The sequence below is a fragment of the Hydrogenophaga sp. genome, from assembly GCF_025699295.1.
GTDB lineage: Bacteria > Pseudomonadota > Gammaproteobacteria > Burkholderiales > Burkholderiaceae_C > Hydrogenophaga.
In genome coordinates this window covers 37185-56170 of sequence record NZ_JAILWB010000025.1, presented here as the reverse complement: position 1 = coordinate 56170, position 18986 = coordinate 37185, and the positions used below count along the sequence as shown (strand labels likewise).

Sequence of the window (18986 nt, the reverse complement as noted above, 5' to 3'; positions counted from 1 at the left end):
GGGTTCCGTTAAAAAGTTGGCGGGCGCTGGTGGTCAGCCGGCCACGGGCGGGCTCAGCCCACCCGTCCGCTCAACCCCCGCGCCGCCGCCAGCACCTTGCCCACATGCCGCTCGTCATACCGGTGCGCCGGCATGGTCAGCGTGAGGGCGGCGGCGATGCTGCCGTCGGCGTGGAACACGGGGGCCGAGATGCCGGCCACTTCGGCCAGGCGGTCGCCCACGGCGGTCATGTAGCCGTCGGCGCGGATGCGGGCGAGCACGCGCCGCTCGGGCGCGCTGGGTGTGCGGCTCTCGTCGCCCGCGCCGAAGGCGGTGAGCACGCGCCCGCCCGTGCCCAGGTGCAGCGGCAGCACGTCGCCGGCGCGAATGTGGTCGCGCACGGGGTGGGGTGAGTCCACGCGGTAGAGGCACAGGCGCGTCTGGTTCGGCGGCTGGCCCTGGCGCACGTGGTAGGCCGCGCTCTCGCCGGTGGCGGCCACCAGCTGGCGCAGCACGGGCATGACGATGCGGTCGAGCGAGAACGAGGCGGCGTAGATGCCGTGCAGCCGCGCCACTTCGCCACCCAGGCCGTAGCGCCCGTCGTCCAGGCGCTGCAGCAGGCGCGCGTGTTCCAGCGAGGCGAGCAGGCGCAGCGCGGTGCTCTTGTGCAACTGGGTGCGCTCGGCCAGTTCGGCCAGCGACAGGGCCGCGTCGCCCGCGCGGAACGCGCCCAGCAGCGAGAGCGCACGGTCCACCGCGGCGGTGCCGCCGGTGGCGGCGTTGGCGTCGGCGAGCGAAGGGGTTTGCGCTTTGCGGGGCATGGGCGGGGCTCGGGTTGACACGCAGGGGTCGATCTGCGATTCTTTCAACAGAAAGAATATCGTTCTATCTTTCGAAACGCAAGCGAACCCGGCTTTTCATGCACAACGCCCCTCCCGAAGTCCTCATCAGCGAAGTCGGCCCGCGCGACGGCCTGCAGTCCATCCAGGCCACCATGCCCACGGCCCACAAGCTGCGCTGGATCGACGCGCTCGTGGCCGCCGGCCTGCGCGAGATCGAGGTCGGCTCCTTCGTGCCGCCCCGGCTGCTGCCGCAGATGGCCGACGCGCCGGCGGTGGTGCAGCACGCGCTGAAACACCCGGGCCTGACCGTGATGGCGCTGGTGCCCAACCGCCGCGGCGCCGAGGCAGCGCTGGCCAGCGGCGTGCACAAGATCACCCTGCCGGTCTCGGCGAGCGAAGCGCATTCGCTGGCGAACGTGCGCAAGACACGCGAACAGATGCTGGACGAGTTGCGCGCCGTGCACGCGCTGCGGCGCGACGCCGTGCCCGGTGTGGCGATGGAGGTCGGCCTGTCCACCGCCTTCGGCTGCACGCTGCAGGGCGCGGTGGACGAGGACGACGTGATCCGCCTGGCCGTGGCCTGCGCCGAGGCGGGCGCGGACGAGGTCGGCCTGTCCGACACCTCGGGCATGGCCCACCCGCTGCAGGTGCGCCGCCTGTTCACGCGGCTGCGCGCCGAACTGGGCGAGCGCGCCGGCGCGGCCCACATGCACAACACGCGCGGTCTGGGCCTGGCCAACTGCCTGGCGGCGTATGACGTGGGCGTGCGCACCTTCGACGCCTCGCTCGGTGGCCTGGGCGGCTGCCCCTACGCGCCGGGCGCCTCGGGCAACGTGGTCACCGAAGACCTGGTCTTCATGTTCGAGGCCATGGGCGTGCGCACCGGCGTGGACATGGAACAACTCATCGTCGCGCGCGAACCCCTCAAGGCCGGCCTGCCGGGCGAACCGGTCTACGGCATGACGCCCGAAGCCGGCCTGCCCAAGGGCTGGTTATCCAACACGACTTCTGCAACATGACAAAACTCCCCTACGAAGGCATCCGCGTCGTCGAATTCACCCACATGGTCATGGGCCCCACCTGCGGCATGGTGCTGGCCGACCTGGGGGCCGAGGTCATCAAGGTCGAGCCGCCCGCGGGCGACAACACGCGCCGCCTGCTGGGCTCGGGCGCGGGCTTCTACCCGCTGTTCAACCGCAACAAGAAAAGCCTGGTGCTGGACCTGCAGACGCCCGAGGGCCGGGAAGCGGTGCTCAAGCTCATCGCCACCGCCGACGTGGTGAGCGAGAACTTCAAGCCCGAGACCATGAAGAAGCAGGGCCTGGACTACGCGACGCTGAAGCAGCTCAACCCGCGCCTGATCTACGTGAGCCACAAGGGTTTTCTGCCCGGCCCTTATGACCACCGCACCGCGCTGGACGAAGTCGTGCAGATGATGGGCGGCCTGGCCTACATGACCGGGCGCCCCGGCGACCCGCTGCGCGCCGGTTCCTCGGTGAACGACATCATGGGCGGCCTGTTCGGCGCCATCGGCGTGATGGCCGCGCTCAGCGCGCGCGAGAAAACCGGCGAGGGCTGCGAGGTGCAGAGTTCGCTGTTCGAGAACAACGTGTTCCTGGTGGCGCAGCACATGATGCAGTTCGCCGTCACCGGAAAACCCGCCGCGCCCATGCCCGACCGCATCTCGTCCTGGGGCATCTACGACGTGTTCCAGGTGGCGGGTGGTGAACAGATCTTCCTGGCCGTGGTGAGCGACACGCAGTGGGCCATCTTCTGCGACGCCTTCGGTTACCAGGACCTGCGCGACGACCCGCGCCTGCTGGGCAACAACAACCGCGTGCGCTGCCGCGACTGGCTCGTTCCGCTGCTGCGCGAGCGCCTGGCGAAGCAGACGGCAGCCGATCTGGCCGCGCTGTTCGAGCGCCATGGCCTGCCGTTCGCCCCCATCACCAAACCGCACGAGCTGCTGGACGACCCGCACCTGCGCGCCACCGGCGGGCTGGCGCCCATCACCCTGCCGGACGGCGACACCGCCGGCCAGACCGCGCAGACCGTGCTGCTGCCGCTGGCGCTGGACGGCGCGCGCCTGGGCGTGCGGCGCAGCCCGCCCCGGCTGGGCGAACACAGCGCGCCGCTGCTGGCCGAGCTGGGCTATGAGCCTGAAGACGCGCTGCGTCTGGCGAAAACCGTGGTGAAAGCAGCCTGAAAAGTCATCAATCCTGGCAAATCTGACATTGATCCATCACGGTTCGTGGGGTAATCTGCCCCGGTGGACAAACTCAAGCAGCTTGAAACCTTTGTGGCCGTGGCCACGCGCGGCAGCCTGACGGCCGCCGCCAAAGCCGAGGGCGTGGCCCCGGCCATCATCGGGCGCCGGCTCGACGCCCTCGAAGCCCGCCTGGGTGTGAAGCTCATGGTGCGCACCACGCGGCGCATCACCCTCACGCACGAAGGCAGCGCCTTTCTGGAAGACTGCCAGCGCCTGCTGGTGGACATGGCGAATGCCGAAGCCAGCGTCAGTGCGGGTGGTGTGAAAGCCAGTGGTCACTTGCGCATCACCGCCCCGGCCGGCTTCGGCCGCCGCCACGTGGCGCCGCTGGTGCCGCGCTTTCGCGAACTGCACCCCGAGGTGACGATCTCGCTCAACCTGAGCGACCGCGTGGTCGACGTGGCCGGCGAGGCCTACGACTGTGCGGTGCGCGTGGGCGACCTGCCCGATTCGTCCCTTGTCAGCGTGCGCCTGGCCGACAACCGCCGCCTGTGCGTGGCCACGCCGAAGTACCTGCAGCAGCACGGCCGCCCGCAAGTGCCCGCCGACCTGACCCGCTTCGATTGCCTGGCGCTGTCCAGCGACGCCTCGCAGACGCGGGGCTGGGCCTTCTCCATGCCCGCTGCCGACGGCGGCGAACCCGAGATCGTGCACATGCGCCCCGGCGGCCCGCTGGACTGCACCGACGGCCAGGTGCTGCGCGAATGGTGCCTGGCCGGTTACGGCATCGCCTGGCGCAGCACCTGGGAGGTGGAGGCCGACATCGCCGCCGGGCGGCTCGAGAGCGTGCTGGACGAATTCGCCGCGCCGCCCAACGGCGTCTACGCGCTGTTCCCGCAGCGCAAGCACCTGGCCCTGCGCGTGCGCCTGTGGATCGATTTCCTCAAGCACGAGTACGCGCGGCCGGATTTCTGGAAAACCTGAACCCGCGAGGCACACACATGACCATCAGGATTCTTGGCATTTCGGGCAGCCTGCGCGCCCAGTCGTTCAACACCGCGCTGCTGCGCGCGGCCGTCCCGCTGGCCGGCGATGGCGCGCGGATCGAACCGGCCACGCTGCACGGCATTCCGCTCTACGACGGCGATCTGGAGCAGGCCGAGGGCACGCCCGCGGCGGTGCGCGCGCTCAAGGAAAAGATCCTTGCCAGCGACGCGCTGCTGCTCGTCACGCCCGAGTACAACAACGGCGTTCCGGGGGTGTTCAAGAACGCGATCGACTGGCTCTCGCGGCCCACGCCGGGCCTGCCCGACGTGTTCCGCGACCGGCCGGTGGCGGTCATCGGGGCCTCGCCCGGCGGCTTCGGCACCATCATGTCGCAGACGCACTGGCTGCAGGTGCTGCGCACGCTGGGCACGCGCCAGTGGCACGGCGGGCGCCTGATGGTCTCGCGTGCTTCGGCGGTGTTCGGGCCCGATGGCGCGCTGCAGGACGAGAAGGTCCGGGCCCAGCTGGGTGAGTTCTTGCAGGGTTACGCGGCGAGCCTGGCGGCCACCTGACCCCGGGCCGGCCGGCCCGGGTGTGAACGCCGCCGTGGCGGCTACAGCGTGTAGTCGCCACTGGCCTCGGGCTGGAACAGCAGCGTGGCAATCTCCGCCGCGCAGGCGTCGCCATTGGGTGTGTGCCAGCGCGCTGTGGCGCCGACGCGCCGGCCCAGCAGGCTCGCGCCCACTGGCGACAGCACCGAGATGAAGCCCAGGTGCGGTTCGGCGTCGCCGGGGTAACACAGCGTGAGCTTGCGGCGTTGCCCGGAGGCGGCGTCCTCGACCAGGACCTGCGAGTACATCGTGACCACGTCGGGTGGCACTTCGCGCGGTGGCACCAGATCCAGGGTGTCGAGCGCGTCGGCGAGTTCGGGCGGCAGCGTTTGCCCTTCGCGGAGCTTGTTCAGGCGGGAGAAGTCGAGTTCGGTGAGCAGGCGCTCGGATTCGGAAGCAATGTGGTGCATGGGGCACTCCAGAACGTGTGAGCGCCGCGCGAACGAGCGGCGGCCACGGCAGCGCGGGGCTTGGGGCCCGGCGATGGTGGAGTTGCGCAGATGGGGGGAAGGGGTATCGCCGGGCTCAGGAAAGTGCGGCCGGCTGGCGCAGTCCTGCCGGGCCCGTCATCCGCTGGCGCCCAGGCGCCACGCCGCCGGCCACGAAGGGCAGGAGCGCGGTCTGGCGGCGGTTGAGGGTGGGGCAGAAGGCCATCGTGCGATTGTAGGGAGCCCTTCGGCGCCAGGACGGCGCGCGGCGCAATGCCCTTCGGTCTTCAGGTGTGTTCGCGCGGGTCGTCAGGCGGCGCGCCGCGCAGCGACAGCCAGCCGAACACGGTGCCCACCACCGCCCCGGCCAGCACGTCCAGGAACACATGCTGGCGCACCGCCATCGTGGACCAGACGATCACCGCGCATTGCAGCGCGCTCAGCCAGCCGACCCAGGCTGGTGCGCGGACCTGCCGCAGGATGTGCCGCAACCACACCGCCGAGTACACCGCCGAGGCCACGTGCAGCGAGGGCAAGGCGTTGCCCGAGGCGTCCAGGCCCTTCATGAACGCCAGCTGCGGGTGGTTCGCCCAGTCGATGTCGGGCACCGGTGTCTGCGTCGGAAAGACCCAGAACAGCGCCAGGCAGAGCAGGCACATCGCCGCCGTCCACAGGCCATAGCGCAGCAGCTCGCGCAGCTGCAGCAGCAGCGCCGATGGCAGCGACACGTACACCCAGAGCGACACGTAGGCGTAGAACGCCGCCGGCACGAACGCGACGAGGTCGTCCACCCAGACCGTCGGCACCATCAGCGGTGTCTTCTGCGGGTTGTGCAGCACCCAGAAGTAGGCCATGAAGAACAGCACCATGAAGCTCATCGTGCCGAAGGCCTTGAGGTACCACAGCGTGACGAAGCGCCTCAGAAGCAGCCGGTGCCAGGGGCGATCGGAAGGTGGTGGCATGGTGTGGGGGGTATGGCATCGACCGCCCAGACCGGGGGCCGGGATTAATGTACGGCATGGGGTGCTTTGTATAATCTGGCGCCCTGCGAAGAGTGGGCGGCGTGTGCCCGTCCAAGGCCGCATCAGACGCATACAAGACGGTCTTTGCTTCGGAGGAGTTTCCCCATGTTCGTTGTTCTGCCCCGGCCTGCGACCAGGCCGCGCCGTGCCGGTCTCATCCTTGGGCGTGCCTCATGAGCTCCACCGACCTGATTCGAACCTTTCTCACCGACCGCCTGGGCGTCGCGCCCGAACGGGTGGAGCCTGCCGCGCTGCTGGCCGATCTCGGGGTGGACTCGCTGATGCTGGCCGAACTGATGTTCGAGGCCGAGGACCGCATGGGCATCGAAATCCCGTCCGACATGGCGCCTCCGAAAACCGTCGCCGACATGCAGGCGGTGATCGACTCGCTGGCGGCGCTCAAGACCGGCTGAGCCATGTGTGCTCACCGCGTCGCGATCACCGGCCTCGGGGTGATCAGCCCCTACGGTGGCAACGACACAGACTTTTTCGAACGCCTGCTGGCCGGTCAGTCGGCCGTGCGCCACCTGCTCACCGACGACCTGCCGCGCCCGCTGTCGGCACCGGTGGCAAGCTGCCCGGACTTCGACCCCGAGGCCCTGCTCGGCAAGCCCCTGGCCCTGATGATGGAGCGCTTCGCCCAGCTGGGCACGGCCGCGGCCTTCCTGGCGTGGGCGCAGGCCGGCCTGCCGCGCCAGCCCGCTGCGGGCGACGAGTCCCGCGAGGACTGGGGCTGCATCTGGGGCACGGCGCTGGGTGGCGTGGCGGCGCACGAGCGCGGCAACCGCGACATGTGGCTCAAAGGCCGTGAACGTCTATCCCCCCTGGCGGTCGTACAGGGCATGAACAACGCGGTCAACGCGCACATCTCGATACAGCTGGGCCTGGGCGGTGTGAGCACCAGCCACACGGCGGCCTGCGCCTCCTCGGGCATCGCCATTGGCGAGGCCTTCCGGCGCGTGCGCAGCGGTGAGGCCTCGGTCATGCTCACTGGTGGCTCCGATGTCTGCCAGTCCTACGGCGTGGTGCGCGCCTGGGAGGCGATGCGCGTGCTGGCCCCCGGCGATGCGCAGACCGCGCCCACCGCCTGCCGGCCGTTCGCCGCCGACCGCGCCGGTCTGGTGCTGGGCGAAGGCGGCGCGGCTCTGGTGCTGGAGGCCTGGGACCACGCCGCCGCACGGGGCGCAACCATCCATGGTGAAATCGTCGGCTATGGCACCAGTTGCGATCACAGCCACCTGGTCCGACCGCACCGGCAGGGCCAGGCGCGTGCCCTGCGCGGCGCGCTGGCCGACGCCGGCCTTGCGCCCGGCGACATCGATTACGTCAATGCCCACGGCACCGCCACCACCGAGGGCGACCCGGTGGAGATCTCCGCCCTGCGCGAGGTGTTCGGCGATGGCGCGGCGAGGCTGGCCGTGAGCGCTACCAAATCCATGCACGGCCACCTGCTCGGTGCCTGCGGTGCCGTCGAAGCGGTGGTGACCGCGCTGGCGCTGCGCGAGCAGGCCGTGCCGCCCACCGCCCACCTGGCCGGCCGCATCGACCCCGCCTGCGAGGGCGTGGACCATGTGCTGCAGGGCCGCCGTGGCGTGCCGCTGCGGGCCGCGCTGTCCAACTCCTTTGCCTTTGGCGGCAGCAACGCCGTGTTGGCGTTTCGTGCACCGCCCGCCCGCTGAGGCGCCTGTTTTTTCTCCCGAGTGAATGACATGACCGAACCCGTTTCCCCCGCCACCGTCGACGCCCTCGTGCCCGAGGTGGTCGCGCTGATCATCGAAGCCCTCAACATGGAGCTCGAACCCGGCGAGGTGGACCCCGACGGCCCGCTGTATGGCGAAGGCATGGGGCTGGATTCGATCGACATGCTCGAAATCTCGCTCGTCATCTCCAAGCGCTACGGGTTCCAGATGCGCTCGGACAACGAGGACAACGAGAAGATCTTCGCCTCGCCGCGCGCCCTGACGGCCTACATCGCCAGCCAGCGCACGCAGTAGCGTGATGAAGCTCCCCTCGGTGCTGCGGGACCTCGGCGTGCTGCTCCTCATGGTGGCCTGGGTGGTCGCCGCGCACGTGGGCAGCGCCGGCTGGGGCAACCCCGATTTCAACGCCGCGGTCGCCGTGCTGCCCATCGGGGCGGCGGTGCTCATGGCGCTGTGGCGGCTGCCGCAGCGGGTGGTGCGCGCGGCGGGTGTGCTGGCCCTCGCGGTCGCGCTGGCCTGGCTCTGGCCGCGGCTGCGCCTGAACGTGCCGCTGATGTACTACCTGCAGCACCTGGGCATTCACGTGGCGCTGGGCGTGTACTTCGGCAAGTCGCTGCTCGGCCCGGGCGAAGCGCTCATCACGCGCATGGCGCGGCGCATCTTTTCCCACGAACTGTCCGCGCGCAAGCTGCGCTACACGCGGGGCGTGACCCTGGCCTGGACACTGTTCTTCTTCACCAACGCGCTGGTCTCCACGCTGCTCTTCCTCTGGGCGCCGCCCGCCATCTGGTCGGTGCACGCCAACCTGCTGACCGGCCCGCTGATCGGTCTGATGTTCGTGATCGAGCACGTCTGCCGCCTGTTTCTGCTGCCGCCGCACGAGCGCCCGGGCATTGCCGCCATCGTGCAGGCCTACAAGCGCGAGTCGGCGCAGCGTGGCGGTGGCAGCGCCGGGTCTTCCCAGCCATGAACGCCACCTCGCCGCTGATCAGCGACCGCGCGCCGGACGACGTGTTCGCCTGGCGCGCGCAGGGCGCGGTGACGGTGCGCGATTTCCTGGGCGACGCGCACGCGCTCGCGGCGCAGTTGCCCGCGGGCGACTGGTTGCTCAACATGTGCGAGGACCGTTACCACTTCGCGGTCGGTTTCGCCGCCGGCCTGATCGCGGGCAAGGTCAGCCTGCAGCCCTCGTCGCAGTCGCCCGAGACCCTGCAGCGCCTCGCGGCCGATCACCCCGGCGTGTGCTGGCTCGGTGACAGGCCCGACACGGTGCCCGGTGTGCCCGGCACCGTGTTCCCGGACCTCGCCACCCTGCCGCGCCCGGCGGATGCCGGGATGCCGCAGATCGATGACGAGCGCGTGGTGGCCATCCTGTTCACCTCGGGCTCCACCGGCCTGCCGCAACCGCACCGCAAGACCTGGGGCAAGCTGGTGCGCAACGGGCGCGCCGAATCGCGCGCGCTGGGCCTGCTGGATCGACCGGTGGCCATCGTCGGCACCGTGCCCACGCAGCACAGCTACGGCTTCGAGTCCACTTTTCTCGTGGCGTTGCATGGTGGCAGCAGCTTCGCCGCCGGCAAGCCGTTCTATCCGCAGGACATCGTCGCTGCGCTGCAGGCGGTGCCGCGCCCGCGCATGCTGGTGACCACGCCGTTCCACCTCTCGGCACTGCTCGCCTCGGGCCTGGCGGTGCCCCCGCTGGATCTCATCCTCTCGGCCACCGCGCCCCTGAGCCCCGAGCTGGCGCGCCGCGCCGAGGCGTACTGCGGCGCGCCGGTGCACGAAATCTACGGTTCCACCGAATCGTCCGCGCTGGCCAGCCGCCGCACGATCGAAGGCGCGGCCTGGCAGCTGATGCAGGCGGTTCGGCTCGAACACGAGGGCGATACCACCTACGCCAACGGCGGCCACGTCGAAGGCCGCGTGCCGCTGGCCGACGTCATCGAGTCCCGCGCCGACGGCAGTTTCCTGCTGCACGGCCGCCATGCCGACCTGATCAACATCGCCGGCAAGCGCACCTCGCTGGCCTACCTCAATCACCAGATCGGTGCCGTGCCCGGGGTGGTCGACGCCGCCTTCTTCCTGCCCGACGAGGCGGGCCACGACGGCGTGACGCGCCTGTGCGCCTTCGTGGTCGCGCCCACGCTGGACGCGCGCACGCTCATGGCCGCGCTGCGCCAGCGGCTGGACGCGATCTTCCTGCCGCGTCCGCTGGTGCTGCTCGATGCCCTGCCGCGCAACGCCACCGGCAAGCTGCCGCGCACCGCGCTGCAGGCGCTTCATGCCGAGAAGGTGGGGCCGCATGGACACGGCTGAAGCCACCTGGGCCGTGCCAGCCGATCACCCGGCTTTTGCCGGCCATTTCCCGGTGCGCCCCATCGTGCCCGGTGTGGTGCTGCTCGACCACGCGGTGCTGCTGGCGGCACGCATGCGCGGCACGCCGCAGGCCACCGGCTGGCAGATCGCGCAGGCCAAGTTCTTCGAGCCCGTCGGGCCCTCGCAGGCGCTGCGCTTCACGCTGCGCACCACGCCGCGCGGCACGGTGGCGTTCAGCGTGCGCTGCGACGGCCGCGAAGTCGCCAGCGGCAGCCTCGTGCCACCGGCCGCGCCATGAGCAACCCCTCGCCGCCCGACTGGATGCGCCAGCAGGAGCGCAGCCACCTCGGCGTGCTGCGCTTCATGGTGTGGCTCTCGCTGCGCCTGGGGCGGCCCGTGGCGCGACTGGTATTGCGCTTCATCGCGCTCTACTTCGTGCTCTTCTCGCCCAGTGCCCGCCGCACCGGGCGCATCTACCTCGAGCGCGTGCTCGGGCGCCCCGCCACCTGGGCCGACGCCTGCCGCCACGTGATGAGTTTCGCCAGCACGGTGCACGACCGCGTCTATCTGCTCAACGACCGCTTCGACCTGTTCGACATCCGGTTCGTCGGCCACGAGGCGGTGCAGGCCGCGCTGGCGCGCCAGCCCGGTGCGCTGCTGCTCGGCGCTCACCTCGGCAGTTTCGAGGTGCTGCGCGCCATGGCCCACGCGCACGCCCACGTGCCGCTGGCCATGCTCATGTACGAGGAGAACGCGCGCAAGATCAACGCCATCCTGGGCGCCATCAACCCTCAGGCGCAGCAGGACGTGGTGCCGCTGGGCCACCCGGACTCCATGCTCAGGGCGCGCGACCGGCTCGATGCCGGCTCCCTTGTGGGTTTGCTGGCTGACCGCTCGCTGGCCCACGACAGCACGGCAGAATGCCTGTTCCTGGGCGCGCCGGCGCGGTTTCCGGTCGGTCCCTGGCGCATGGCGGCCATGCTGCGCCGGCCGGTGTTCTTCATGGCCGGCCTGTACCTGGGCGGCAACCGCTACGAGCTGCATTTCGAGCCACTGGCCGATTTCACCCATGTCGAGCGCGGCGACCGCGAAGCCGCCATCGCCAGCGCCATGCAGGCCTATGCCGACCGCCTCGGTGACTTCTGCCGCCGCGCACCCTACAACTGGTTCAACTTCTACGATTTCTGGCAACGTTCATGACGCTTCGACAATTCATCACCGGCCTGTTGCTCTGCGGTGCGAGCACCCTGGCGCATGCCGGCTTCGACATCGACCAGCTCATGGCCGAACTCGCGCGCAACCGCGGCGGCGAGGCGACCTTTGTCGAGAAGCGTTACCTGGCCGTGCTCGACAAGCCGGTCATCGCCACCGGCGAGATGCGCTACACCGCGCCCGACCGGCTGGAGAAACGCACCCTCACGCCCAGGCCTGAAACCGTGGTGCTCGACAAGGACACGCTGACCCTGGAGCGCGACAACCGCAAGATGTCGATCCGGCTCATCGCGCGCCCGGAAGTGGCGGCCTTCGTCGACAGCATCCGCAGCACGCTGGCGGGCAACCGCGCCTCGCTCGAGCAGAACTACCGCCTCGCGCTCAGTGGCGAGGTCGACGCCTGGGTTCTGACCCTGGTGCCGAACGATTCACGCATCGCCTCGCTGCTGCAGCGCATCACCGTCAAGGGCGTGCGCGAACAGGTGCTGGGCATCGACTACCTGCAGGCCGATGGTGACCGCATCGAGATGCGCATCGAGCCGGTGAAGACCCCATGACGCACGGCACCCTGCGTGCCCTGCTGGTCTGGCTGGCGGCCATGGCGCTGGGCGTGGTCCTGTTGCTCAATACGCGGTTTTCGGCCGACGTCTCCTTTTTCCTGCCCTCGCGGCCCACGGCGGAGCAGCAGGTCATGGTCGACCAGCTGCGCGAGGGCGCGGTCTCGCGCCTGCTGATGATCGCCATCGCCGGCGGCGACGCCAGCCAGCGCGCCGACGCCTCGCGCGCGCTGCGCGCCGCGCTGGCCAGCGACGACAGCCTGGCCTCGGTGCAGAACGGCGAAGCCGGCGCGCTGGAGACCGCGCGCGACTTCCTGCTGGACCACCGCTACCTGCTCAGCGATGCCGTCACGCCCGGGCGCTTCAGCGTCGAAGGCCTGCGCGGCGCGGTGAACAACAGCGTCGACCTGCTCAGCTCCTCGGCCGGCCTGCTGTTCAAGCCCTATCTGGCGCGCGACCCCACGGGCGAGCTGGTCGAGCTGGTTTCGGGTCTGAACGCGGGCGTGCAGCCCAACGAGCTCGACGGCGTCTGGGCCTCGCGCGACGGCGAGCGCGCCATGCTGCTGGTGCAGACGCGCGCGCTCGGCTCCGACACCGACGCGCAGGCCGCGGCCATCGCGCTGGTGCGCGAGCGCTTCGCGCAGGCCACCGCACAGCCTGGCCTGCAGGGGCTCACGCTGGAGATGTCCGGCCCCGGCATGTTCGCGGTGCAGGCGCGCGCCACCATCCAGCAGGAGGTCATGCGCCTGTCGCTCATGAGCGCTGTCGCCATCGCGCTGCTGCTGGGTTTCGTCTACCGCCGCGCGCGCCTGCTGCTGCTCACGCTGGTGCCGGTGCTCAGCGGCACGCTGGCGGCCATCGTCGTCGTCGGCCTGGTGCACGGCACGGTGTTCGGCATCACCGTGGGCTTTGGCGCGGCGCTCATCGGCGAGGCCGTGGACTACGCCATCTACTACTTCGTGCAGTCCGGCCGCCTGGGGGTGGCGTCCTGGCGCGAGCGCTACTGGCCCACCGTGCGCCTGGGCGTGCTGACTTCGCTGTTCGGCTTCGGCGCGCTGCTGTTTTCGGGCTTTCCCGGTCTGGCCCAGCTTGGCCTGTACGCGCTCACCGGCGTGTTCACGGCCGCGCTGGTCACGCGCTTCCTGCTGCCGGCGCTGGCCGGCCCCGGCGTGCACCTGGTCGACGGCGCGCGCCAGGGCCGCATGCTGCGCCCGCTCGTGGCACACGCCGGCCTGCTGCGCTGGCCGCTGGTCGCGCTGGTGCTGGTCGCGGCGGTGTACCTGTTCCAGCAGCGCCACGACCTGCTGTACCCCAACCTGTCGGCGCTGTCCACGGTCAGCCAGGCCGAAGGCGATCTGGACGCACGGCTGCGCGCCGACCTGGGCGCACCCGATGCGCGCTACATGGTGGTGGTCACCGCGCCCGACCGCGAAGCCGCGCTGCAGGCCGCCGAACGCGCCGGCGCGGCGCTGCGGCGGCTGGTGGACGAGGGCCTGATCGGCGGCTTCGACAGCCCGGCGCGCTTCCTGCCCAGCGAGGCGACGCAGAACGCGCGCCGCGCCAGCCTGCCGCCGCCCGAGGAACTGGCCACCCGCCTGCGCGAGGCGCTGGTCGACGCGCCGGTGTCCGCCGAGCGCCTGCAACCCTTCCTGGACGACGTGCGCGCCGCGCGCGCCTCGGCCAACCTCACGCGCGCCGACCTCGACGGCAGCGGCCTCGAACTGGTGGTCGACGCCCTGCTGCTGCAGCGCCCCGGTGGCTGGAGCGTGCTGCTGCCGCTGCGCCCCGCGCCCGACGCGGTGGCTGCAGACATCCCGGTGGACGCGGTGCGCGCCGCACTGGCCGGCAGCGGCGCCATCTTCATCGACCTCAAGGGCGAGTTCGACGCGCTCTACGGCGAGTACATCCAGGAGGCGATCCAGCTCTCGGCCGCGGGTTTCGTGGCCATCGTTGTCGCGCTGGCCGTTGCGCTGCGCAGCGCGCGCCGCCTCGTGGGCGTGGTGCTGCCGCTGGTGATGGCGGTGCTGGTGGTGGTGGCCGGCCTGCACGCCAGCGGCGAGCGCCTGCACCTGCTGCACCTGGTGGGCATGCTGCTCACCGTGGCCGTGGGTTCCAACTACGCGCTGTTCTTCGACCGCGTCGGGCGCGGTGAAACGCTGGACGACGAGACCCTGCTGTCCATCGGGGTGGCCAGCACCACCACCGCCATCGGCTTCGGCGTGCTGGCCTGGTCGTCGGTGCCGGTGCTGCACGCCATCGGCGTCACGGTCGGGCCGGGCGCGCTGCTCGCGCTGCTGCTCTCGGCGGCCTTTGCCGCGCGCCAGAAGGGCGCCCCATGACCACGGTGCTGCGCACCGTCGGCACGCCGGGCAAGGCGCCACACCTGCTGGTGATGTTGCCCGGCATGGTCATGCGCCCCGAGGAACTGTTCGAGGCCGGATTCGCGGACGCCATCGCGCAGCGCGGCCTGCCGGTGGACCTGCTGGCGGTCGATGTGAGCGGCATCGGCCTGGACGCGGCCGACACCTGGGGCGCGCTGCAGGACCAGATCCTGGCGCCCGCGCGCGCGGCGCGCAGCAGCGTCTGGCTCGGTGGCATCTCGCTGGGCGGCATGGTGGCCATGGCGCACGCGGCCGCGCACCCGGGCGCGGTCGACGGACTGTGCCTGCTCGCCCCCTACCCGGGCAGCCGGCCGAGCGTGAACGTGATGGAGCGCGCCGGCGGCCCCGACCACTGGCAGCCCACGCCGGACGACCTGCGCGACCCCGAGTTGCGCGTGTGGCAGTGGCTGCAGTGCCCACCGCCTGATCTGCCGGTGTTCGTCGGCCACGGCACCGAAGACCGCTTCGCCGCGCGCATCGAGCGCGTGGCCGGGCGCTTCGCTCCTGCCTCGCGCCACACGGTCGCGGGCGGCCACGACTGGCCCGCCTGGCGGCTACTGTGGGATCGCTTCCTCGATGCCGGACACTTCACCCCATGACACGCCGCTGGACTCCGTCGCCCACCCTGCGCGCTTCGGCCGCCGTGCACGGCGCGGCGCTGCTGGGCACGCTGGCCGTGCCCAGCGCCTGGCCCTGGGCCGTGGGTGCGCTGGTGGCCAACCACGCGGTGCTGGTGGCCGGTGGCCTGTGGCCCAGCTCGCACCTGCTCGGCCCCAACCTCACGCGCCTGCCCGAGGCGGCGGTGCGCCGGCGCGAGATCGCGCTCACGATCGACGACGGCCCGGACCCGGCGGTCACGCCGCGCGTGCTCGACCTGCTCGACACCGCGAACGCGCGCGCCAGCTTCTTCTGCATCGGCCGCATCGCCGAACAGCACCCCGCGTTGTGCCGCGAGATCGTGCAGCGCGGCCACCGCGTGGAGAACCACGGATTCGCGCACAGCAACGCGTTCTCGCTCTTCGGCCCGGGGCGCATGCGGCGCGACATCGCGCGCGCGCAGGCAGTGCTTGGTGACATCACCGGCCAGGCGCCGCGCTTCTTCCGCGCCACCGCCGGCCTGCGCAACCCTTTCCTCGACCCGGTGCTGCACGGCCTGGGCCTGCAGCTCGCCACCTGGACGCGCCGCGCCTACGACACCCGCACCGGCGACCCGGATCGCGTGTTCCACCGTCTGGCCGACCGCCTCGGCCCGGGCGACATCGTGCTGCTGCACGATGGCCACGCGGCACGCACGCCCGCGGGCGAACCTGTGATCCTGGCCGTGCTGCCGCGCCTGCTGCAGACCCTGGCCGAACGCCAGCTCCATCCCGTCACGTTGAATCAAGCCCTTTCATGAGCCGACGATTCCTGAACACGCTGGTGAACGAAGCCAGTGCCACCTTCCGCCCCAGCGGGCGCTTTGCCTACCACTACGCGCGCGGCAAGCTCGGCTACGACAGCATCTTTCACGAGATGCTGCGCCGCGGCCTGCTGCCCGAAGGCGGGCGCTACCTGGATTTGGGCTGCGGCCAGGGCAGCCTGTTCGCCTGGCTGCTGGCCGCGCGCCGGCTGCACGAGCAGGGCCAGTGGCCCGAAGGCTGGGCGCCGCCGCCGCTGCCGCGCGAACTGCGCGGCGTGGAACTGATGCGCAAGGACGTGGAGCGCGCCGCGCGTGCCTTCGGTCCGCAGCACCCGGTGGTGCGGGTGGAGCAGGCCGATATGAACGCGGTGAACTTCGGCCAGCCCGACGCCATCCTGATCCTGGACGCGCTGCACTACTTCAGCCACGAGCAGCAGCGCAGCGTGCTCGCGCGCATCCGGGAAGCCCTGCCGCCGGGGGGTGTGTTCCTCACCCGCATCGGCGACGCCGGCGCCGGCCTGCGCTACCGCATCTGCAACGGCGTGGACCGCCTCGTCACCTACACGCGTGGCCACCGCCTGCCGCAGCTGTACTGCCGCACGCTGGCCGACTGGGTGGCCGAGCTGCAGCGCCTGGGCTTCGTGGTGGAGACCGAACCCATGAGCGGGCGCAAGCCTTTTGCCAACGTGATGCTGGTCTGCCGTGTGCCGCACTGAAGGTACCCCTGCCCCCATGCGTCGAAACCCTTCTGAGACAATGCCCGGTCCCGTTTTTCGAGTCCTCCCGTGAAGCCCCTGCTGCTGTCCGCCACCACCGCCACCTCCTGCCTGGGCGTGGGGCTTGACGCCCACCGCGTGGCACTGCACGAAGGCCGCAGCGGCCTGCGGCCCTGCGCCTTCGAGACCGTCAAGCTGCCAACCTGGGTGGGCGAGGTCGATGGCGTGGACGCGCATCCGTTGCCCGCCGCGCTGGCCGTCTACGAATGCCGCAACAACCGCCTGGCCCTGCTGGCGTTGCAGGCCGACGGCTTCGAGTCGCGCGTGCGCGCGGCCGTGGCGCGCTACGGCGCCGGCCGTGTCGGCGTGTTCATGGGCACCAGTACTTCCGGCATCCTGCAGACCGAACTGGCCTACCGCGAACGCGATCCGGCCACCGGCGCGCTGCCCGCGGCCTTCCACTACGCCGCCACGCACAACCCCTATTCGCTGACCGAGCTGCTGCGCGAGCACCTGGGCATCACCGGCATGGGCGCCACCATCTCGACCGCCTGCTCGTCCAGCGCCAAGGTATTTGCCGCCGCCGCGCGCCAGATCGAACTGGGCACCATCGACGCCGCGCTGGTCGGCGGTGTCGATTCGTTGTGCCTGACCACGCTGCACGGCTTCGCCTCGCTCGAACTCACCTCGGCCGAACCCTGCCGCCCTTGCGACGCCGGGCGCGACGGCATCTCCATCGGCGAAGCCGCGGCCTACGCGCTGCTTGAGCGCGATGGCGCCGGCGCTGACCACGCGGTGTGGTTGCTGGGCGCGGGCGAATCCAGTGACGCGTACCACATGTCCGCGCCGCACCCCGAGGGTCTGGGCGCGCAGATGGCCATGCAGGCCGCGTTGCGCTCGGCCGGGCTCGGCGCCGACGCCATCGACTACATCAACCTGCATGGCACGGCCACACCGGCCAACGACAGCGCCGAGAGCAAGGCCGTGACGGCCGTGTTCGGCTCGCGTGTGCCCTGCTCGTCCACCAAGGGCGCCACCGGCCACACCCTGGGCGCGGCCGGCGCGCTGGAGGCCGCGCTGTGTGCGCTGGCACTGGTCGATGATTTCCTGCCCGGCAGCGCGGGCACGCGCGCGCTCGACCCCGCGCTGGGCCCGCTGAACTACCAGCTGCGCGGCGCGGCGGCGCCGCTGCGTCACGCGCTCAGCAATTCGTTCGGTTTCGGTGGCAGCAACTGCAGCCTGGTGTTCGGCCGGAGGACGACATGAGCCCCCACGCTCCACCGCTGCGCGGGTCGCTGCCCCCCGGGGGGGCTGATCCGGCTTGGGACGGCCCGGCGCCGGATCGGCAGAGCCCCCACGCTCCACTTGCCGCGTGGATCACCGGCGTGGGCTTCATTGCCCCCGGCCTGCCCGACTGGCCCGGCGCGCGCGCCGTGCTGCGCGGCGAACAGCCCTGGGTACCGGCGCCGTCGGTGCTGCCGGCCCCGGCCATCCTGCCACCGGCCGAGCGGCGCCGCGCCAGCCGCGTCATCAAGCTCGCGCTGGGCATCGGCCTGGAAGCCGCGGCCGGCGCCGACGTGGCGCAACTGGCCACGGTGTTCAGCGCCTCGGGCGCCGACGGCCACAACTGCCACGCGCTGTGCGAACAGCTCGCCACCGACGACCGCCACATCTCGCCCACGCGGTTCCACAACTCGGTGCACAACGCACCCGCCGGTTACTGGGGCATCGCCACGAAATCCATGGCGCCCTGCCAGGTGCTCTGCGCGTTCGACGGCAGCTTCGGCGCCGGTCTGGTCGACGCGCTGGCCCAGGTCGCGCTGGACCGGCAGCCCACGCTGCTGATTGCCTACGACAGCGAATACCCCGAACCCCTGTACGCGAAGCGGCCCGTTCCCGACTGTGCTGGCGTGGCACTGCGGCTGGAGCCACAGCGCTCGCCGCAGGCGCTGGCGCGAATCACCGCCTGGACGACCGACGCCCCCGCGCCGCCCTGGGGCCACGCCGCGCTCGAACCCCTGCGCGCGGCCATTCCCGCGCTGCGTGCGCTGCCCCTGCTGGAGGCGCTCGCGCAAGGCCGCCACGGCGAGGTCTGCCTGGACTACCTGCCCGGGCTGCAACTGGTGGTGCAGCTGGACGCCGGCTGAACCCGCATGAACATGAACCCGCACGCCCTGGACCACGCCTGGATCGCCGCGCGCATCCCCCATCAGGGCAGCATGTGCCTGCTGGATGCGGTGACGGACTGGTCCGGCGAACACATCGTGTGCCGTGCCGTCGGCCACACCGACCCGGCCCACCCGCTGCGAGAGGCCGGCCGCCTGGGCGCGGCCTGCGGCATCGAGTACGCGGCGCAGGCCATGGCGGTGCACGGCGCGCTGGTGGCCGGCACTGACGCCGCGCCGCGCCAGGGCTACCTCACCAGCGTGCGCGGCGTCACCCTGCACGTGGACCGGCTGGACGACCTGCCCGGCGCGCTGGCCGTGCGCGCCGAGCGCGTCTCGGGGGATGCGAACCACGTGCTCTACCGCTTCGCCGTGCACCACGGAGACCGCTGCCTGCTCGAAGGGCGCGCTGCCGTGGTGCTGGACGCGGACGCGCTCTGAAACAACGAACGAACCGGGACA

General features: G+C 71.3%; 23 protein-coding genes. 19 read left to right on the top strand and 4 right to left on the bottom strand.

Annotated elements, in window-relative coordinates:
- Positions 1-53: 53 nt before the first annotated feature.
- The gene (locus tag K5880_RS21170) at positions 54-800 is read right to left on the bottom strand and encodes an IclR family transcriptional regulator (RefSeq protein WP_297657251.1); all 747 of its coding nucleotides are present in this window, start codon (positions 798-800) and stop codon (positions 54-56) included.
- A gap of 98 nt (positions 801-898) precedes the next feature.
- Between K5880_RS21170 and K5880_RS21165 the strand changes: the two genes are divergently transcribed.
- The 4 genes from K5880_RS21165 (at position 899) to K5880_RS21150 (ending at position 4589) form a co-directional block, all read left to right on the top strand.
- Positions 899-1840: a hydroxymethylglutaryl-CoA lyase gene (locus K5880_RS21165; RefSeq protein WP_297657248.1), complete on the top strand. Its 942-nt coding sequence runs from the start codon at positions 899-901 to the stop codon at positions 1838-1840.
- The gene (locus K5880_RS21160) at positions 1837-3027 is read left to right on the top strand and encodes a CoA transferase (RefSeq protein ID WP_297657245.1); all 1191 of its coding nucleotides are present in this window, start codon (positions 1837-1839) and stop codon (positions 3025-3027) included. The genes K5880_RS21165 and K5880_RS21160 overlap by 4 nt, the downstream gene beginning before the upstream one ends.
- Before the next feature lie 63 nt (positions 3028-3090).
- Positions 3091-4014: a LysR family transcriptional regulator gene (locus K5880_RS21155; protein WP_297657242.1), complete on the top strand. Its 924-nt coding sequence runs from the start codon at positions 3091-3093 to the stop codon at positions 4012-4014.
- Between the two features lie 17 nt (positions 4015-4031).
- Entirely contained in the window at positions 4032-4589 is a 558-nt protein-coding gene (locus K5880_RS21150) for an NADPH-dependent FMN reductase (protein WP_297657239.1), read from the top strand.
- A gap of 41 nt (positions 4590-4630) precedes the next feature.
- Here the strand turns inward: K5880_RS21150 and K5880_RS21145 are convergent, their stop codons facing one another.
- The 3 genes from K5880_RS21145 to K5880_RS21135 form a co-directional block, all read right to left on the bottom strand.
- Positions 4631-5038, bottom strand: coding sequence for a GreA/GreB family elongation factor (locus tag K5880_RS21145; protein ID WP_297657236.1), 408 nt, complete (start codon positions 5036-5038; stop codon positions 4631-4633).
- 115 nt (positions 5039-5153) lie between these two features.
- Entirely contained in the window at positions 5154-5282 is a 129-nt protein-coding gene (locus K5880_RS21140; RefSeq protein WP_297657232.1) for a hypothetical protein, read from the bottom strand.
- A 61-nt stretch (positions 5283-5343) separates the two neighbouring features.
- Positions 5344-6018, bottom strand: coding sequence for a phosphatase PAP2 family protein (locus K5880_RS21135; protein ID WP_297657229.1), 675 nt, complete (start codon positions 6016-6018; stop codon positions 5344-5346).
- A 233-nt stretch (positions 6019-6251) separates the two neighbouring features.
- Here K5880_RS21135 and K5880_RS21130 point away from each other — a divergent pair, with 233 nt between their 5' ends.
- From K5880_RS21130 to K5880_RS21065, 15 genes are all read left to right on the top strand, one after another.
- Positions 6252-6491, top strand: a complete 240-nt coding sequence (locus K5880_RS21130; RefSeq protein ID WP_297657226.1) for a phosphopantetheine-binding protein — start codon at positions 6252-6254, stop codon at positions 6489-6491.
- A 3-nt stretch (positions 6492-6494) separates the two neighbouring features.
- Positions 6495-7757 (top strand): beta-ketoacyl-[acyl-carrier-protein] synthase family protein, encoded by a 1263-nt coding sequence (locus K5880_RS21125; RefSeq protein ID WP_297657224.1) that lies wholly within the window; start codon positions 6495-6497, stop codon positions 7755-7757.
- Positions 7758-7787: 30 nt separating this feature from the next.
- Positions 7788-8072: a phosphopantetheine-binding protein gene (locus K5880_RS21120; RefSeq protein ID WP_297657221.1), complete on the top strand. Its 285-nt coding sequence runs from the start codon at positions 7788-7790 to the stop codon at positions 8070-8072.
- Positions 8073-8076: 4 nt separating this feature from the next.
- Complete coding sequence (locus tag K5880_RS21115; protein WP_297657218.1) at positions 8077-8748, top strand: acyl carrier protein; 672 nt, start codon at positions 8077-8079, stop codon at positions 8746-8748.
- Positions 8745-10094: an AMP-binding protein gene (locus K5880_RS21110; protein WP_366883363.1), complete on the top strand. Its 1350-nt coding sequence runs from the start codon at positions 8745-8747 to the stop codon at positions 10092-10094. The genes K5880_RS21115 and K5880_RS21110 overlap by 4 nt, the downstream gene beginning before the upstream one ends.
- Positions 10081-10392: a 3-hydroxyacyl-ACP dehydratase gene (locus K5880_RS23185; protein WP_366883361.1), complete on the top strand. Its 312-nt coding sequence runs from the start codon at positions 10081-10083 to the stop codon at positions 10390-10392. Before K5880_RS21110 ends, K5880_RS23185 begins: the two co-directional genes overlap by 14 nt.
- Positions 10389-11294, top strand: coding sequence for an acyl-CoA synthetase (locus K5880_RS21105; protein WP_297657215.1), 906 nt, complete (start codon positions 10389-10391; stop codon positions 11292-11294). Before K5880_RS23185 ends, K5880_RS21105 begins: the two co-directional genes overlap by 4 nt.
- Entirely contained in the window at positions 11291-11863 is a 573-nt protein-coding gene (locus K5880_RS21100; RefSeq protein WP_297657213.1) for a LolA-related protein, read from the top strand. The genes K5880_RS21105 and K5880_RS21100 overlap by 4 nt, the downstream gene beginning before the upstream one ends.
- Positions 11860-14202, top strand: a complete 2343-nt coding sequence (locus K5880_RS21095; protein ID WP_297657211.1) for an MMPL family transporter — start codon at positions 11860-11862, stop codon at positions 14200-14202. Before K5880_RS21100 ends, K5880_RS21095 begins: the two co-directional genes overlap by 4 nt.
- Positions 14199-14843, top strand: coding sequence for an alpha/beta hydrolase-fold protein (locus K5880_RS21090; RefSeq protein WP_297657208.1), 645 nt, complete (start codon positions 14199-14201; stop codon positions 14841-14843). The genes K5880_RS21095 and K5880_RS21090 overlap by 4 nt, the downstream gene beginning before the upstream one ends.
- Positions 14840-15640: a polysaccharide deacetylase family protein gene (locus K5880_RS21085; RefSeq protein ID WP_297657206.1), complete on the top strand. Its 801-nt coding sequence runs from the start codon at positions 14840-14842 to the stop codon at positions 15638-15640. Before K5880_RS21090 ends, K5880_RS21085 begins: the two co-directional genes overlap by 4 nt.
- On the top strand, positions 15637-16359 hold the full coding sequence (locus tag K5880_RS21080; protein WP_297657200.1) for a class I SAM-dependent methyltransferase: 723 nt from the start codon (positions 15637-15639) through the stop codon (positions 16357-16359). The genes K5880_RS21085 and K5880_RS21080 overlap by 4 nt, the downstream gene beginning before the upstream one ends.
- A 69-nt stretch (positions 16360-16428) precedes the next feature.
- Positions 16429-17625: a beta-ketoacyl-[acyl-carrier-protein] synthase family protein gene (locus K5880_RS21075; protein WP_297657197.1), complete on the top strand. Its 1197-nt coding sequence runs from the start codon at positions 16429-16431 to the stop codon at positions 17623-17625.
- Positions 17622-18506: a beta-ketoacyl synthase chain length factor gene (locus K5880_RS21070; RefSeq protein WP_297657194.1), complete on the top strand. Its 885-nt coding sequence runs from the start codon at positions 17622-17624 to the stop codon at positions 18504-18506. The genes K5880_RS21075 and K5880_RS21070 overlap by 4 nt, the downstream gene beginning before the upstream one ends.
- Positions 18507-18512: 6 nt before the next feature.
- A complete protein-coding gene (locus tag K5880_RS21065) occupies positions 18513-18965 on the top strand; it encodes a hotdog family protein (RefSeq protein WP_297657191.1) in 453 nt (150 codons plus the stop codon).
- The last annotated feature ends 21 nt before the right edge of the window (positions 18966-18986 follow it).

Bases quoted from the DNA above. Each gene is read 5' to 3' on its own strand.
- K5880_RS21105 (WP_297657215.1), top strand. From the start codon at position 10,389: ATGAGCAACCCCTCGCCGCCCGACTGGATGCGCCAGCAGGAGCGCAGC.
- K5880_RS21110 (WP_366883363.1), top strand. From the start codon at position 8,745: ATGAACGCCACCTCGCCGCTGATCAGCGACCGCGCGCCGGACGACGTG.
- K5880_RS23185 (WP_366883361.1), top strand. From the start codon at position 10,081: ATGGACACGGCTGAAGCCACCTGGGCCGTGCCAGCCGATCACCCGGCT.
- K5880_RS21130 (WP_297657226.1), top strand. From the start codon at position 6,252: ATGAGCTCCACCGACCTGATTCGAACCTTTCTCACCGACCGCCTGGGC.
- K5880_RS21135 (WP_297657229.1), bottom strand. From the start codon at position 6,018: ATGCCACCACCTTCCGATCGCCCCTGGCACCGGCTGCTTCTGAGGCGC.
- K5880_RS21080 (WP_297657200.1), top strand. From the start codon at position 15,637: ATGAGCCGACGATTCCTGAACACGCTGGTGAACGAAGCCAGTGCCACC.
- K5880_RS21100 (WP_297657213.1), top strand. From the start codon at position 11,291: ATGACGCTTCGACAATTCATCACCGGCCTGTTGCTCTGCGGTGCGAGC.
- K5880_RS21150 (WP_297657239.1), top strand. From the start codon at position 4,032: ATGACCATCAGGATTCTTGGCATTTCGGGCAGCCTGCGCGCCCAGTCG.
- K5880_RS21170 (WP_297657251.1), bottom strand. From the start codon at position 800: ATGCCCCGCAAAGCGCAAACCCCTTCGCTCGCCGACGCCAACGCCGCC.
- K5880_RS21085 (WP_297657206.1), top strand. From the start codon at position 14,840: ATGACACGCCGCTGGACTCCGTCGCCCACCCTGCGCGCTTCGGCCGCC.
- K5880_RS21095 (WP_297657211.1), top strand. From the start codon at position 11,860: ATGACGCACGGCACCCTGCGTGCCCTGCTGGTCTGGCTGGCGGCCATG.
- K5880_RS21145 (WP_297657236.1), bottom strand. From the start codon at position 5,038: ATGCACCACATTGCTTCCGAATCCGAGCGCCTGCTCACCGAACTCGAC.
- K5880_RS21160 (WP_297657245.1), top strand. From the start codon at position 1,837: ATGACAAAACTCCCCTACGAAGGCATCCGCGTCGTCGAATTCACCCAC.
- K5880_RS21115 (WP_297657218.1), top strand. From the start codon at position 8,077: ATGAAGCTCCCCTCGGTGCTGCGGGACCTCGGCGTGCTGCTCCTCATG.
- K5880_RS21065 (WP_297657191.1), top strand. From the start codon at position 18,513: ATGAACATGAACCCGCACGCCCTGGACCACGCCTGGATCGCCGCGCGC.
- K5880_RS21070 (WP_297657194.1), top strand. From the start codon at position 17,622: ATGAGCCCCCACGCTCCACCGCTGCGCGGGTCGCTGCCCCCCGGGGGG.
- K5880_RS21165 (WP_297657248.1), top strand. From the start codon at position 899: ATGCACAACGCCCCTCCCGAAGTCCTCATCAGCGAAGTCGGCCCGCGC.
- K5880_RS21140 (WP_297657232.1), bottom strand. From the start codon at position 5,282: ATGGCCTTCTGCCCCACCCTCAACCGCCGCCAGACCGCGCTCCTGCCC.
- K5880_RS21120 (WP_297657221.1), top strand. From the start codon at position 7,788: ATGACCGAACCCGTTTCCCCCGCCACCGTCGACGCCCTCGTGCCCGAG.
- K5880_RS21125 (WP_297657224.1), top strand. From the start codon at position 6,495: ATGTGTGCTCACCGCGTCGCGATCACCGGCCTCGGGGTGATCAGCCCC.
- K5880_RS21090 (WP_297657208.1), top strand. From the start codon at position 14,199: ATGACCACGGTGCTGCGCACCGTCGGCACGCCGGGCAAGGCGCCACAC.